The sequence below is a fragment of the Sulfitobacter sp. D7 genome, from assembly GCF_003611275.1.
Lineage (GTDB): Bacteria > Pseudomonadota > Alphaproteobacteria > Rhodobacterales > Rhodobacteraceae > Sulfitobacter > Sulfitobacter profundi.
The window spans coordinates 650131-665724 of sequence record NZ_CP020694.1; the positions used below are offsets into that span (position 1 = coordinate 650131).

At 61.9% G+C, this 15594-nt stretch carries 14 protein-coding genes; 13 read left to right on the plus strand and 1 reads right to left on the minus strand.

What is annotated here, in order from left to right; all coding sequences use genetic code 11:
- The first annotated feature begins 1 nt into the window (after position 1).
- The 6 genes from B5M07_RS03185 to B5M07_RS03210 all read left to right on the plus strand — a co-directional run bounded on the left by B5M07_RS03185 (position 2) and on the right by B5M07_RS03210 (position 7628).
- Entirely contained in the window at positions 2–1612 is a 1611-nt protein-coding gene (locus tag B5M07_RS03185; RefSeq protein WP_120350186.1) for an ABC transporter substrate-binding protein, read from the plus strand.
- 115 nt (positions 1613–1727) lie between these two features.
- The gene (locus B5M07_RS03190) at positions 1728–2669 is read left to right on the plus strand and encodes an ABC transporter permease (protein ID WP_120350187.1); all 942 of its coding nucleotides are present in this window, start codon (positions 1728–1730) and stop codon (positions 2667–2669) included.
- Between the two features lies 1 nt (position 2670).
- Positions 2671–3558, plus strand: a complete 888-nt coding sequence (locus B5M07_RS03195; protein WP_067625113.1) for an ABC transporter permease — start codon at positions 2671–2673, stop codon at positions 3556–3558.
- A 3-nt stretch (positions 3559–3561) separates the two neighbouring features.
- Positions 3562–5247: an ABC transporter ATP-binding protein gene (locus tag B5M07_RS03200; protein ID WP_120350188.1), complete on the plus strand. Its 1686-nt coding sequence runs from the start codon at positions 3562–3564 to the stop codon at positions 5245–5247.
- Positions 5244–6416, plus strand: a complete 1173-nt coding sequence (locus B5M07_RS03205; protein WP_120350189.1) for a M20 aminoacylase family protein — start codon at positions 5244–5246, stop codon at positions 6414–6416. The genes B5M07_RS03200 and B5M07_RS03205 overlap by 4 nt, the downstream gene beginning before the upstream one ends.
- Positions 6417–6488: 72 nt before the next feature.
- A complete protein-coding gene (locus tag B5M07_RS03210) occupies positions 6489–7628 on the plus strand; it encodes a M20/M25/M40 family metallo-hydrolase (RefSeq protein ID WP_120350190.1) in 1140 nt (379 codons plus the stop codon).
- A 41-nt stretch (positions 7629–7669) separates the two neighbouring features.
- Here the strand turns inward: B5M07_RS03210 and B5M07_RS03215 are convergent, their stop codons facing one another.
- Positions 7670–8563 carry an AraC family transcriptional regulator gene (locus B5M07_RS03215; RefSeq protein ID WP_120350191.1) on the minus strand — a complete coding sequence of 298 codons (894 nt, stop codon included), beginning with the start codon at positions 8561–8563 and terminating at the stop codon, positions 7670–7672.
- 154 nt (positions 8564–8717) lie between these two features.
- Between B5M07_RS03215 and B5M07_RS03220 the strand changes: the two genes are divergently transcribed.
- The 7 genes from B5M07_RS03220 (at position 8718) to B5M07_RS03245 (ending at position 15582) form a co-directional block, all read left to right on the plus strand.
- On the plus strand, positions 8718–9665 hold the full coding sequence (locus tag B5M07_RS03220) for an SDR family oxidoreductase (protein ID WP_120350192.1): 948 nt from the start codon (positions 8718–8720) through the stop codon (positions 9663–9665).
- A 232-nt stretch (positions 9666–9897) separates the two neighbouring features.
- Complete coding sequence (locus B5M07_RS03225) at positions 9898–11028, plus strand: TRAP transporter substrate-binding protein (RefSeq protein ID WP_120350193.1); 1131 nt, start codon at positions 9898–9900, stop codon at positions 11026–11028.
- Positions 11029–11102: 74 nt separating this feature from the next.
- Positions 11103–11687 (plus strand): TRAP transporter small permease subunit, encoded by a 585-nt coding sequence (locus tag B5M07_RS03230; RefSeq protein WP_067625093.1) that lies wholly within the window; start codon positions 11103–11105, stop codon positions 11685–11687.
- The gene (locus B5M07_RS03235) at positions 11684–13102 is read left to right on the plus strand and encodes a TRAP transporter large permease (RefSeq protein ID WP_120350194.1); all 1419 of its coding nucleotides are present in this window, start codon (positions 11684–11686) and stop codon (positions 13100–13102) included. The genes B5M07_RS03230 and B5M07_RS03235 overlap by 4 nt, the downstream gene beginning before the upstream one ends.
- Entirely contained in the window at positions 13092–14447 is a 1356-nt protein-coding gene (locus B5M07_RS03240) for an amidase (protein ID WP_441351400.1), read from the plus strand. Before B5M07_RS03235 ends, B5M07_RS03240 begins: the two co-directional genes overlap by 11 nt.
- Positions 14448–14457: 10 nt before the next feature.
- Positions 14458–14619: a hypothetical protein gene (locus B5M07_RS19370; RefSeq protein ID WP_162931793.1), complete on the plus strand. Its 162-nt coding sequence runs from the start codon at positions 14458–14460 to the stop codon at positions 14617–14619.
- Between the two features lie 3 nt (positions 14620–14622).
- Positions 14623–15582, plus strand: coding sequence for a 2-hydroxyacid dehydrogenase (locus B5M07_RS03245; protein ID WP_120350195.1), 960 nt, complete (start codon positions 14623–14625; stop codon positions 15580–15582).
- Positions 15583–15594 lie beyond the last annotated feature (12 nt).

Genomic DNA, 15594 nt, shown 5'->3' on the forward strand with positions numbered 1-15594 from the left:
CATGATACCTCTACGATCCGCACTGAAACAGTCGCGCGGACTTGCCGCCGCCTTCGCCGCCACCACGGCGCTTTTGGCGCCCGGCTCACTGGCGGCGCAGGATGGCGAAACGACCATCACGGCGGTCATGCACTCGGGCCTGCGGGTTCTTGATCCGGTCATCACCACCGCGCATATCACCCGCAACCACGGTTATATGATCTATGACGTGCTGACCGCCGTGGACGAGAACTTTGAGCCGCAGCCGCAGATGGCCAGCTGGGAAGTCTCCGAAGACGGGTTGGTCTATACTTTCACCCTGCGCGATGGGCTGATGTTCCATGACGATGCGCCGGTCACCGGCGAAGATGTCGTGGCCTCTCTCAAACGCTGGGGCAAACGTGATGGCGGTGGCCAGCTGATCTTTGACGTGACCGAAAGCCTTGAGGCCAGCGACGAAAAGACCGTCGTTTGGACCCTGACCGAGCCTTTCGGCCCGCTCTTGTCGGTGATCTCCAAACAATCCGCGGTGCCGCCTTTCATCATGCCCAAGCGCGTGGCCGAAACCTCGGCGGATGAGACGATCACGGAATACATCGGCTCCGGCCCCTTCGTCTTTAACCAAGATGAATACGAGCCCGGCGTGAATGTCACCTATGAGAAGTTCGACGACTACGTCCCGCGCGACGAGGAAGCCTCGTGGATGGCGGGCGGCAAGGTCGTCAATGTCGACCGTGTGGTCTGGACCACGATGCCCGACGCGCTGACCGCGATCAACGCGCTCTCGGCGGGGGAGATCGACTATCTCGAACAGGTGCAGATCGACCTGCTGCCGATCCTCGAAAGCAGCCCCGAAGTCTCGGTCGAGACTCGCGATGATCTTGGGTATGTCACCATCGGTCGGCCCAACCACCTGCACCCACCCTTTGACAACAAGCTGGTTCGTCAGGCGGCCATGGCGGCACTGGATCAAGAATCCATGCTGCAAACGATGCAGGGCGACCCGGCCTATTACAACGTCTGCGGCGCGATCTTTGGTTGCTCGACACCCTTGGGTGACGAAGCGGATGCAGAGATCGTGACCGGTGGCGCGGACCCTGAAAAGGCCAAGGCGCTGCTCGCAGAAGCGGGCTATGACGGCACGCCGATCGTGTTGATGGCGCCGACGGATGTGATCAGCCTGATCAACCAACCTGTCGTGGCCGCCCAAGCCCTGCGCGAAGCCGGTTTCGAAGTCGACATGCAGTCGATGGACTGGCAGTCGGTCGTGCAGCGCCGCGCCCAGCAAAGCCCGGTGTCCGAGGGCGGCTGGAACATGTTCTTCACCAACTGGATGGTGCCCGAGGTTTCGGACCCGCTGACCAATGTGATGGTCAGTGGCCGTGGCGACGAGGCATGGTTTGGCTGGCCGACTGATCCCGAGATCGAAGAACTGCGCGCCAAGTTCATGAAAGCCGAAGGGCCCGAGGCGCAAAAAGAAGTGGCTGTCGAGATCCAGAAACACGTCATGGATAACGTCAACTACATCATGATGGGCGAATATCTGATCCCGCAGGCGCGCCGCAACACGATCCAGAACATGCTGCCGTCGCCCGTACCGGTGTTTTGGAACATGACCAAAGAGGCGGAATAATCCAGCCCTCGGAGAGCGCGCCCGCCGCGCTCTCCACCGTCACCTCTGCACGCAGGCAGCGCCCCGAACCGACTTCGGGACTGCCTTCTTTCCGCCGAAAGGGACCTTCCGGAAAATGCTCGTCTATATCCTGAAGCGCGTATTGGCCACGATCCCGGTCATGCTGATCGTCGCCATCTTCGTCTTCCTTCTGCTGCGCCTCACCCCCGGTGATCCGGCAGCCATTCTTGCCGGCGATGCCGCCACCCCCGCACAGCTCGAACGGATCCGTGACCGTCTGGGTCTGAATGATCCGCTGCTGACACAGTTTTTCACATGGATCGGCCAATTGCTGCGCGGTGATCTGGGCGTCTCGCTTTTGTCGAATACCTCTGTGGCGGGCATGTTGGGCGACCGGCTGGGGCCGACCATCAACATTGCGCTGATGACCATCACGATCTCGGTTCTGCTGGCCGTGCCGATGGGCGTGATCGCCGCCTGGCGTCACCGGACATGGGTCGATTTTCTGGTGATGTCCTTCTCGGTGCTGGGCTTTTCGGTGCCGGTCTTCGTGATCGGCTATATCCTGATCCAAATCTTCGCGATTGAACTGCGTTGGGTGCCGGTGCAGGGCTACAAGGCCCCGTCGGACGGCATTGGGCCGTTCTTCTCGCGGGCCATTCTGCCGTCGCTGACGCTGGCCACGATCTATGTCGCGCTCATCGCGCGGATGACGCGGGCCTCCATGCTCGAAGTTTTGGGCGAAGACTACATCCGCACTGCGCGGGCCAAGGGCGTGCGCGAGAATGTCGTGCTGTTTCGCCATGCGCTGCGCAATGCCGCCGTGCCGATCTTGACGATCATTGGCACCGGGTTTGCGCTGCTGATCTCGGGCGTGGTGGTGACGGAAAGTGTCTTTAACATCCCCGGCATCGGGCGTCTGACGGTCGATGCGATCCTCGCGCGCGACTACCCCGTCATTCAGGCGATGATCCTGCTGACCGCGGGCATCTACGTCTTCGTGAACCTCTTGGTTGACGTCTCCTATTCATTCTTCGACCCAAGGATCCGGTACTGACATGATCGAGCAACCCCAATCCCGTCACAGCGCCTTTCAGGTGCTGACCGGACTGCTTTCCCTGCCTGCGGGCGCGAGGGTCGGTATCGGCCCCATGCTGGCGGCTCTGACCCTTGTAACCATCGTGCTGGCCTCCATTCTGGCACCGCTCTACGTGCCCTATGACCCGCTGGCAATGAACTCAGCCGCGCGGCTCAAACCACCGTCCGAAGAGTTTCTGCTGGGCACCGACCCTTACGGGCGGGACACATTCTCCCGCGTGATGGTGGGCGGGCGCGTGTCGCTGCTCATTGGCGTCGGCGCGGCGCTGGTCAGCGTCGCCATCGGCTTGGCCATCGGCCTTGTGGCGGGGTTCTTTCGGATGGCCGACAGCATCATCATGCGGATCATGGACAGCCTGATGGCGATCCCTGCGATCCTGCTGGCAATTGCCTTGGTGGCGCTGAATGGGCCGAGCCTTGGGTCGGTGATCATCGCGATCACCGTGCCAGAGGTGCCGCGCGTGGTGCGGCTGGTCCGCTCTGTCGTGCTCTCAGCGCGCGAGGAACCCTATGTCGAGGCCGCGATCGCGCTTGGCTCCTCCATGCCCAAAATCCTGATCCAGCACCTGATGCCCAACACGATGGCACCGCTGATCGTGCAGGGCACCTATATCTGCGCCTCGGCGATCCTGATCGAGGCGATCCTCAGCTTCCTTGGCGCGGGCGTCAGCACCGAGATCCCCACATGGGGCAACATCATGGCCGAGGGGCGGACCTACTTTCAGATCAAGCCGGGGCTGATCTTTTGGCCGGGTCTGCTGCTGTCGCTTTGCATCCTGTCGATCAACCTGTTGGGCGACACCGCACGCGATCTGCTCGATCCGCGCATGAAGAAACGGGAGGGCTGAGAGATGCAGTTCAAGAACAAAAACTTCTCGGAGGCGCGTGAGGTGCTCAAAGTGCGCGATCTGCGCATTGGGTTGAGCGGGCGTCCACAGGCCAAACCGGTGATTGACGGCATCGACCTGACGATCCGGGCGGGCGAAACGCATTGCTTGGTGGGTGAATCCGGTTCGGGCAAATCCGTGACCTCGCTCGCGGCCATGGGGCTGCTGCCGAAATCGGCCCTAGAGGTACAGGGCGGCAGCATCACGCTGGATGACTTCGAGATCACCAGCGCCAGCCACGCCCAGATGCGCCAGTTGCGTGCGCGGCGCATCGCGATGATTTTCCAAGAGCCGATGACCGCGCTGAACCCGGTGCTGCGGGTGGGCGAGCAGATCATGGAAGTGCTCAACATGCACAGTGATCTCAGCCAGTCCGAGGCCAAGAAACGCACGCTCGACATGATGGATCAGGTGCATCTGCCGGATGTGAACCGCATTTTCTCGGCCTTCCCGCACCAGCTCTCCGGGGGGCAGCGCCAGCGCATCATGATCGCCATGGCGCTGATCCTCGACCCTGATCTGCTGATCGCGGATGAGCCGACAACGGCGCTGGATGTGACCACGCAATTGCAGATCCTCAAACTGATTGCCGAGATGCAAGAGCGACACGGCACCGCCGTTCTCTTCATCACCCACGACATGGGCGTGGTGGCCGAGATCGCGGATACCGTGACGGTCATGCAGCAGGGCAAGATCGTCGAACGCGCGCCGATTGAAAAGCTCCTGACCGATCCGCAAAAGGACTATACCCGCACGCTTTTGACGGCGGTGCCAAACCTCACCCCGCGCCCCGCAAGGGCGGCGGCAGCGCAGAGCGAGGTGGTGCGTGTGGCAGGGCTCGACATGACCTATGGCGGCGGCGGCTTCCTGCGCCGCAGCGAGGGCGTGAAGGCCGCGCAGGATGTCAGCTTTACCATCAAGCCGGGGCGGACGCTGGGCATCGTGGGGGAATCCGGCTCTGGCAAATCCACCGTGGCACGGGCCATCATGCGGCTGATTGATCCGACTGCGGGCAGCGTGAATGTCGCGGGGACCGAGATTGCCAAACTCTCGCGCCGCCAACTGCGCGACCACCGCAAACATCTGCAAATCGTGTTTCAGGATCCCTACCGCTCGCTCAACCCGCGCTGGACCGTCGCGCGCAGCCTTTGCGAAGGGCCGATCAACTTCGGCACCCCGCGTGCCGAAGCGATGCGCCATGCGGCCGAACTCATGGAGCTGGTGGACCTGCCGCGCGACGCGCTTGACCGCTATCCACATCAGTTCTCGGGCGGGCAGCGCCAGCGTATCGCCATCGCGCGGGCGGTGGCGATGAAGCCCGATCTGCTGGTTGCGGATGAGGCCGTCTCGGCGCTCGACGTGAGTGTGCAGGCACAGGTGCTCGACCTTTTGGATGACATTCAAGAGAAGTTCGGCGTGGCCATGCTGTTCATTACCCACGATCTGCGCGTCGCAGCGCAGATTTGTGACGAGGTCTTGGTCATGCAGCGCGGGCAGGTCGTTGAATACGGCCCCGCAGGCGATGTGCTGGCCAATCCACATCACGACTACACCCGCAACCTGATCGAAGCGGCGCCCGGCCGCCATTGGGATTTTGCCAACTATCGCGCGCTCGGCAGCGCTACCATGACGACAGGAGCCACCGCATGACCGTCCTTCCCAAGATCGAAGCCTTTGCCGCCGATCTCACCGCCATCCGTCAAGATATCCACGCCCATCCCGAACTGGGGTTCGAAGAGGTCCGCACCGCGGGCATCGTGGCCGAAAAGCTGCGCGCCTATGGCGTGGACGAGGTGCACGAAGGGCTGGGCGGCACGGGTGTTGTCGGCATCATTAAGGGCGCGGGCGGCGGCAACCGCCGTGTGGGGCTGCGCGCAGATATGGACGCCCTGCCGATTGTGGAGGATTCCGGCGTGCCCTACACTTCGACCAACCCCGGGCGGATGCATGCCTGCGGCCACGATGGCCACACCACCATGCTGCTGGGGGCCGCGCGTTATTTGGCGGAGACACGGGATTTCGACGGTACCGTGGTGCTGATCTTTCAACCCGCCGAAGAGGGCTTGGGCGGCGCGCGCCGGATGCTGGAGGAGGGGCTCTTCGAGAAATTCCCCTGCGACGAGATCTATGGGATGCACAACGATCCAAACTCGGAGCCGGGTGTGGTCAATGTCACCCCGGGCGCGGCGATGGCCGGGGCGGCATTCTTTGACATTACCGTCAAGGGCACCGGCAGCCACGCGGCGATGCCGCATCAGTCGCGTGACCCCATCGTCATTGGCACAGCGCTGGTGCAGCAGTTGCAATCCGTGGTCAGCCGCAACACCCCGCCGACCAAGCCGATCGTGCTGTCGGTTACCAAATTCAACGCAGGTTCGGCCTATAACGTGGTGCCTGACACCGCCACCATCGCGGGCACGATCCGTTACTTCCACCAAGACGTGATCGAGATGGCCGAGGCCCGGATGCGCGAACTCTGCGCAGGCATGGCGAGTGCCTATGGGATTGAGATCGCAGTTGATATCCGCAACGTCTTTGACGTGTTGATGAACGATCCGGAACTCACCACCGCCTATGTCGAAGCGGCGGCCAGTGTGGTGGGGGGCGAGAATGCCCATGTCTCGACCGAGCAGGCCAGCGGGTCCGAGGATTTTGCCGATATGCTGCAAGTCGTGCCGGGCGCCTATTGCCGGGTGGGTCATGCGGGCAGCGTGCCGTTGCACAACCCCGGTTTCGTGCTGGATGACGCCATTCTGCCCATCGGTGCCTCGATCTATGCGCGGATCGTTGAGACACGTCTGCCGAAGGTCGGCAGCTAAGCCATTGCACCCAAACGCTTTATTTTAATCTATTCGCCCTGCTGTCGCGCAGCGGAGGAAAGGAATTTGAATATGACCAACCCGCTCGATTTGCCCTTTGACACCGAAGAGATGCTCACCGGGCTGCGCCCTTGGATCGAAACCGAAAGCCCCACATTCGACGGGGCGGCGGTGAACCGGATGATGGATGTGGTGCAGCACGATTTGGCGATCCTGGGCGCGCGGACCGAGCGTATCCCAAGCCCGATGGGGCTGGGCGACAGCCTGCGCGCGGAGATGCCTCATCCCAAAGCGGGCGAGGGGGGCATTCTGCTTCTGGGCCATATGGACACGGTTCACCCCATCGGCACATTGGCCAAACTGCCCTACAAATGCGAAGGCGAGATTTGTTATGGGCCCGGCCTGATGGACATGAAGGGCGGCAATTACGTCTATCTTGATGCGCTGCGCAAACTGCTGGCCGCCGGGGTCGAGACGCCGCTGCCGGTGACGGTGCTCTTCACCCCTGATGAGGAAATCGGCACCCCCGCCACCCGCCGGCTGATCGAAGAGGAGGCCAAGCGCCACAAATACATCCTCGTCCCCGAACCCGCCCGCCCCGACGGCGGCGCGGTGATCGGGCGCTATGCCATCGCGCGGTTCAATCTTCAGACGCGGGGCCGCCCCAGTCACGCGGGCTGGGCGCTGTCCGAAGGCCGCTCGGCCATCGCGGAAATGGCCAAGGCCGTGGGCACGATCGAAGGCATGACGACCGAGGACTGCACCTTTTCGCTTGGGGTCTTTCACGCGGGCCAATGGGTCAACTGCGTGTCCTCGGTCTGCGATGCCGAGGTGCTGAGCATGGCCAAGACGCAAGAACAACTCGACGCAGGCGTGGAAAAGATGATGGCGCTGAATTCGGACGAAGGCGACGTGATCATGGAAATCCGCCGCGGTGTCACCCGCCCGGTTTGGGAGCCCGACCAGCCCGGCACGATGGCCATGCTGAAACTTGCCCAAGACATCGGGGGCGAACTGGGGATCGAGATCACCGGAAGCTCTGCCGGGGGCGGATCGGACGGCAACTTTACCGGTTTTCTGGGCCTGCCGACGCTGGATTCCATCGGCGTCCGCGGCAAGGGGCTGCATACGTTGCAAGAGCATATCCACATCGCCAGCCTGACCGAGCGGGCCAAGCTGGCGGCGGGTCTGTTCTGTCGGCTGACACCGTAAAGAGGGATCAACAAGGCCCCGGAGGGGGCGGTCGGTTCCCTCTACGCCAGCCCGGCGGCCATCTGCTGTGCGTCGCTCCATTCGCGGGGGGATTGGCCATACATGCGCTTGAATTCCCGGCTGAATTGCGAGGCGCTGACATAGCCCACCCCCATCGCCGCTTCGCTGACCGTGGTCCCGCCTGCGATTTTCATCGCGGCATGGTTCAGCCGCATGGATTTGACGAACTGAATCGGCGACATCGTCGTTACCTTTTTGAATTTGCGGTGAAATACCGCGCGGCTCATCCCGGCGCGTTGGGCCATATCGTCGATAGAGATGGGCGCGTCCAAATGGGCGGCGACATGCGAAATCGCCCGCGCAACGGCATTGCCCGCCCCAAAGGCGCGCCGCGCAAAGACCCCTGCCTCCCCCTTGAGAATAGCATAGTAAAGCTCACGCAGGCGCGCATCGGAGAGCACGGCGCGGTCGGTCTCGCTCTGACCCAATTGCAACAGACGCAGCAGCGCGTCAGAGAAGGCGTCATCCCATGCGGCCAGCTTGATGCCCTCCGCCCGCAGGTCGCCGGGGGTGGGGGGGATGAGGTTTCCCGCGCTTTCCATTTCCAGCGATAGTTCGGCCATCAAACGCGCATCAAGGGCGATCAAGACGCCATAAAGCGGGATTTGGGGTGACGCGCTTGGCGTGCCCGCTTTGACCGGCATCGACATCGGGCAGCACATATAGCGGCTGTCGTCATAGACATAGCGCTTGCCGTCCAAAACAGCCTCCTTGGCGCCGCTGACGATGGCGATGACACAGGGCTCATAGACCGCTGGCACACAGGGGATCGCGCTGGTCGCTTGGAAAAGCTGAACGCCCTTGATGCCGGTCTCGGTCAGGCCGTCGCGCTGGCTGTGCTGTTCGATGATATGTCGGATTTGCTGTTTGCTCATGGCCCCAACCTAGGGCCGCATGTTTGATGAAAGCAATAGGAGTGAGAGGATCAGGCAAGTAATCGCGACGATCTGGCCTGTTTCCCTTGGGTGGTGAGATTTATCTGCAAGGCCAACGGGGCGCGATGCCTCTTTAACGGTAAGGAGCAAGACCATGGCAGACAAGACTTTCGGCGCGCACGGCTGGACCCCTGAGCGGATTGGCAGGCTGGAGGGGAAGACCTTTGTGATCACCGGGGCCAATGCAGGGGCCGGTTTTCAGGTGGCGCGGACCTTGCTGAGCAAAGGTGCCGCGGTCGTGATGCTGAACCGCAGTACAGAGCGGTCGGCGGAGGCCGTGGCAAAGCTGAAAGACGAATATGGCGCGGCGGCGCAGGTCAGCTTTATTCGGATGGATTTGGCCGATCTGGACACGGTGCGCAGCGCTGCGGCAGAGCTTCTGCGCGATGTTCCCCGGATCGACGCGCTGATCTGCAACGCCGCCATCGCGCAGGTGCCAAGCCGCCAGCTAACCAAGGCGGGACATGAAAGCCAGTTGGGCACCAACCACTACGGCCACTTCCTGCTCTGCGGGCTGTTGTTCGACCGGATCGAAGAGACCGCGGGCCGGATCGTGGTGGTTGCGAGCCTTGGCTACAAGATGGGCCTGCGCACCATCCAGTTCGACGACATGAACTGGGACAAGAACTACCGCGCCAACCCCGCCTATAGTCAGAGCAAGCTGGCGCAGATGATGTTTGCCTATGAATTGCAGGACCGCGTCGCGCAGGCGGGAAAGAACGTTGAGGTCTATGTCTGCCACCCCGGTGCCTCGGCCACCTCTTTGATCAGCACCAGCGGTGGCCTGATGACGCGGTTCACGTGGTGGCTCATGTCGAAACTGCCGATCGTTCAAACGGCAGAGCGGGGCGCCTATCCAGAGGTCATGTGCGCCACCGAAAACGGGCTGGAGCAGCGCGCGCTTTACGGCCCCACAGGCCGAATGGAGATGGTCGGCCCGGTCGGGCGCGGATCGCTGGAGCCCTATGCCTACGACAAAGCCACGATGGTCAAGCTCTGGCAGCGGTCCGAGGAAGAAACCGGTTTTCACTGGGCCGTGTGAGGTGGGGCGGGGCATGTAATAGCCCCGCCAAACCCTGCGAAATCAGGCATGCTCGGACCCGGCGCAGAGTGTCGTTTCGTGTGTCAGTTGCACAATAAAGTTGCAGTTGATGAGACGCCGGCGGACAATTCTTGCCAAATGAGATCTTTCGGTTAGTCTCTGATCTCGGGCCGCCCGACCGAAAGCGTATTTCAAAGTAAGCAAAGGGGCGGCCACTCTGGGAGGAGGAAATATGACTGAGACTAAAAAGTTCAATCGACGTTCGTTCCTGACGAAGTCCGCACTTGCTGGGGGGGCCGCTACCGGGAGCATGCTGGCCGCACCGGCGGTGTTGGCCCAAGCGCCGATCGTCATCAAGATGCAGACGTCGTGGAATGACGCCAACATCTGGCAAGACTTTGCCCGCGATTACGCGACACGGGTGGAGGAGATGTCAGGAGGGCGTCTCAAGGTCGACGTGCTGCCTGCGGGCGCGGTTGTTGCTGCGTTCCAAGTGCTTGATGCGGTGAACGACGGTTTGATTGATGCGGCGCATTCCGTGCCCGTCTATTGGTACGGCAAAAACAAAGCTGCGTCGCTCTTTGGCACGGGGCCGGTCTTTGGCGGCTCTGCCACAACCATGCTGTCGTGGTTCTACCAAGGCGGCGGTCAGGAGCTTTATAACGAGCTGACGCAAGATATCATGGGCCTCGACGTTGTGGGCTATATGGGCTTCCCGATGTTCGCGCAGCCCTTTGGTTGGTTCAAAGAAGAGGTCAATACGGTCGATGACCTGCAAGGCTTCAAGTACCGCACCGTGGGTCTGGCCGCCGATCTGATGGCCAAGCTGGGCATGTCTGTTGCACAGTTGCCGGGCGGTGAAATCGTGCCTGCGATGGAACGTGGCGTGATCGACGCCTTTGAGTTCAACAACCCGTCGTCGGACAAAGACTTCGGCGCGCAGGACGTGGCCAAGAACTACTACCTGTCGTCCTATCACCAAGCGTCTGAGAGCTTTGAGTTCCTGTTCTCCAAGATGTTCCTCGAAGACCTCGACCCTGATCTTCAAGCGATCCTCAAATACGCTGTGGAAGCGGTTTCGACCGCGAACACGGCCAAGGCGATGGACCGCTATTCGGCAGACCTGCAATTCCTGCAAAACGAAGCGGGCGTGAACGTGCGGCGGACGTCGAAAGATATCCTCGATGCGCAGCTCAAAGCATGGGACGAGTTGATCCCAGAGCTGGAATCCGATCCCTTCATGAAAAAGACCCTCGACAGTCAGCGCGAATGGGTCGACCGCGTGGCCTATTACGAGTTGATGAACTCGCCGGACTACGGGCTTGCTTATGAGCATTACTTCCCCGGCAAGATCAAAATGTGATCACGCATACCCGCAAGTAATGAGGCCCCCGGCGCCACCATGCGCCGGGGGCTCTACGAGACACTGGGGACATCATGATATCTTTCATTCGGTTCGCCGATAACCTTTCCGCATGGTTCGGCAAGGCTTTCGCTTGGCTCATTTTGCTGATGTCCATCGGCACGGGCTACGAAGTTTTTGTGCGCTATGTGCTGAACAATCCCACCGCTTGGGCGCTGGACGTGTCCTTCATCATGTATGGCACGCTCTTTATGATGGGCGGGGCCTATACCCTATCGCGTGGGGGGCATGTGCGAGGGGATTTCCTGTACCGGCTGTTCCAGCCGCGCACCCAAGGCATGATCGATCTCGTGCTCTACATCATCTTCTTTTTTCCCGGGGTCACGGCGCTGATCCTTGCGGGATGGAAATATGCCGCCCGCTCGTGGTCATACGGCGAAGTTTCGGTCAACAGCCCGGCGGGCGTGCCGATCTACCAATTCAAGGCGGTCATCGTAGCGGCCGGAATACTGCTGTTTATCCAAGGCATTGCACAGGTTTGCCGCTGCCTTATCGCAATCCGCTCAAATTACTGGCTCGAAGCAGAGGAAGATGTCTTTGAAACCGAAGACCTCATGATGCGCGAAGCCAACAAGGCCGAGAAAGACCATATCACATGACCGATCCGCAAATTGCCCTGATGATGCTTGGGCTCTTCATCGTCTTCGTCTTTCTGGGTTTCCCGATTGCTTTCACGCTGATGGCGATGGGCATCGGCTTTGGCTACTACGCCTATTTCGACGCGCGCCGCATGTGGCGCAGCTTTGACCGGCTGGACGAGGGGGCCGGGCAATGGGAGCAATGGACGACGTGGTTCGAGGGGTTATTCAACAACCGAATATTCGACCTCTTCGTGAACCAGACCTTTACGGTGATGTCGAACGAAGTGCTGACCGCCGTGCCGCTTTTCTTGTTCATGGGCTACATCGTGGAGCGGTCGAACATCGTCGACCGGCTTTTCACCACGCTGAACATCGCGTCGAAGAACATCCCCGGTTCCATGGGGGTCGCGGCGTTGATCACCTGCGCACTTTTCGCGACCGCTACCGGGATCGTCGGTGCTGTTGTGACGCTGATGGGCCTCTTGGCGCTGCCGGCGATGTTGAAGGCACGCTATGATCCGTCCTTTGCGGCGGGCATCATCTGCGCGGGTGGCACGTTGGGCATCCTGATCCCGCCGTCGATCATGCTGATCGTCTATGCGGCGGCAACGAATGTCTCCATCGTGCGGCTCTATGCGGCGGCGCTGCTGCCGGGGCTGACGCTGGTCGGGCTCTATCTCGTCTACATCATCGGGCGCTCGCTCTTGCAGCCGTCCTCCGCTCCGCGGCCTACGGCGGATGAAGTGCCGGATATGCCGATGGGCAAGCTCTTGTTGATGATTGCCACATCCTTCCTGCCGCTTGCCTTCCTCATCTTCGCGGTGCTGGGCTCGATCCTCTTCGGCCTCGCCACCCCGACAGAGGCGGCCTCGATCGGCGCATTGGGCGGCATATTCCTCGCCTTCATTTACCGCGCGATGACATGGCAGCGGATGCGCGAGAGTGTCTATCTCACGGTGCGCACCACGGCGATGGTCTGCTGGCTCTTCGTCGGCTCCTACACCTTCTCGGCGGTGTTCTCTTACCTTGGGGGGGAGCATGTGATTTCCGAGTTCGTGCAGTCGCTGAACCTGTCGCCGATCATGTTCCTGATCCTTGCGCAGCTCATCATCTTCCTGCTGGGCTGGCCGCTTGAATGGTCCGAGATCATCATCATCTTCGTGCCGATCTTCTTGCCCCTGCTGGCGGTGTTCGAGATTGATCCGCTGTTTTTCGGCATCCTCGTGGCGCTGAACCTACAGACCAGTTTCTTAACACCACCGATGGCCATGTCGGCCTATTACCTCAAGGGGATCGCCCCGCCCGAGTTGCGTCTGACGCAGATTTTCGCGGGCGTGATGCCGTTCCTCTTCTGCGTGATCCTGTCGATGGTGCTGATGTATGTCTTCCCGCAGATCGTCTTCTACCTGCCGGAGGTGTTCTATGGGCGCTGAGCCAAGGATGACCGCAGCGGCAGCACTTGGCGTGACCGAACTGCGGGACCGCTTGGCGAGCGGCGCGCTGGACGCGCTGGCGCTGGTCGAAAGCTACATCGCGCGGATCGAAGCGCGCGAGGAAGTCGTGGGCGCTTGGGCGTGGTTCGATCCCGAGTTCGCCCGCGCACAGGCCCGGACGCTCGACAGTTATCGTCGGGCGGGCCGACCGCTTGGGCGGTTGCACGGGCTGCCGGTGGGGCTGAAAGACGTGATCGACACCCGCAGCATCCCGACTGAGAACGGCGCGGCCCAAGACAAGGGGCGCGTGCCGCTGCGCGATGCTTTCATCGTGGAGCGGCTCAAGGCCGAGGGCGCGATCATCATGGGCAAGACGGTCACGACCGAGCTTGCCTTCATGCATCCGGGCAAGACCACCAATCCGCATAATCCGGCGCATAGCCCCGGCGGCTCGTCCCAAGGTTCGGCGGCGGCTGTGGCGGATGGCATGGTGCCGCTGGCCATCGGCACGCAGACGGGCGGCTCGGTGATCCGGCCTGCGTCCTATTGTGGGGTCACCGGCTTCAAACCGACCTTCGGCGCGATCCCGCGCCGGGGGGTGCTGACGCAGTCACCATCGCTCGACACCATCGGCGTCTTTGCCAGCGATCCCGCCGGTGCGGCGCTGCTGGCCGAGGTGCTATTCGGTCATGATCCCGAAGACAGCGCCACCGAACTTGCCCCCACGCCCGCGCTTCTGGCGCAGACCACCACCGCGCCGCCGATCCCGCCGGTCTTTGGTTTCGTGCGCCCGCCGGGGTGGGAGGATGCCGACCCGCAGCTTCATGCGGCTTTCGAAGAATTGGTCGCAGCGCTCGGCGATCAGGCGTTTGAGCTGCCGCTTCCGGCGGTCTTCAACGGGGCGGCCGAGGCGCGCAAACGCATCAACTTTGCCGAAATGGCCTATCACTATTACCCCTATTTGCGCGATGCTCCCGAATTGCTCTCATCCGCAACCCGCGAGGCGATGGAGGCGGGCAACAAGGTACTGGCCCGCGATTACCAATCGGCCCGCGATCTGCCCAAGGTGCTGACCGCCGCGCTGGAAGAATTGCTGACCCGCTGCGACGTGCTTTTGTGCCCATCGGCCACCGGCCCCGCACCGCACGGGTTGGACACGACCGGGGATCCGATTTTCAACGGGCTATGGACGCTCTGCGGCAGCCCCTGTGTGAACGTGCCTTTGATGACATCGGAAGACGGGCTGCCGATGGGCGTGCAACTGGTCGGCGGACACGGCCAAGACGGCCGTCTGATGCGCAGCGCGCAATGGCTTTTCGACTGGGCCGATGGCGCAACCCAATGAGGATTGAAACATGAACCGTTTACTTGCTCTCTTCGCCTTTGCCGCGATTGCGGTCTTTCTGCTGATCCTCGCGGTTGAGGTGCCCAGCATTGATCTGATCATCATTGTCGCGGTGACGCTGGCCTTCGTGGCCTATGATTTCTTCACCTCCAGTCGGAAGGATCGGGACTGACCCATGGGCAAGCCTGTCATCTGGATCACCCGGCAGCTTTCTGACGCCACGCTCAACCGGGCGCGGCGTGACTATGAGGTGATCTGGGATCCGGCTGACGCACCCGGCAGCGCCGAGGATATCATCGCGATGAGCGCGCGGGTCGATGGCATGATCCCCTGTCACTCCGAGCATTTCAGCGCCAATGTGGTGGCCCAGCTTGACCCCCGGCTCAAGATCATCGCCAACCACTCCGTCGGGGTGGATCACTGCGACCTGCCCAGCCTCAAGGCGCGGGGAATTGTCGTGACGAACACGCCCGGCGTTCTGTCGGATGCCACGGCGGAACTGGCGCTGATGCTGATGCTGGGGGCTGCGCGGCATGCGGTGGCGGGGGACCAGCTTGTGCGCAGCGGGCAGTGGCAGTCGTGGTCGCCCGCGATGCTGGTCGGCAAACAGCTCTCCGGTGCGCGGCTCGGGATCATCGGTATGGGCGGCGTGGGCCGCGCCTTTGCCCGCAAGGCGCGCGGGCTGGATATGGAGATTCATTACCACAACCGCCGCCCTCTGAACCCGGAGGAGGAGGCGGGCGCGGCTTATCACGCCGACTTGGACGACCTGCTGGCGGTGTCGGACTTCCTATCGCTGCACTGCCCGGCCACACCCGAAACCGTCGGCCTTTTGAACGCAGCACGGCTGGCGCGTCTGCCCAAGGGCTGCGTAATCGTCAACACCGCGCGCGGCAATCTGGTGGATGAGGCGGCGCTGCTTGAGGCGCTGACCTCGGGCCATGTCGGCGCGGCGGGGCTGGATTGTTTCGTGACCGAGCCGGGCGGCAACCCGGCCTTTGCCGCCCATGACAACGTGATGATGATGCCGCATGTCGGCAGCGCCACCGTGGCCACCCGCGACGCGATGGGGTTCAAGGCGCTGGACAACCTCGATCACTTTTTCCGGGGAGAGACGCCGCCGGATCAGCTGTAGCGACGGCGGCCC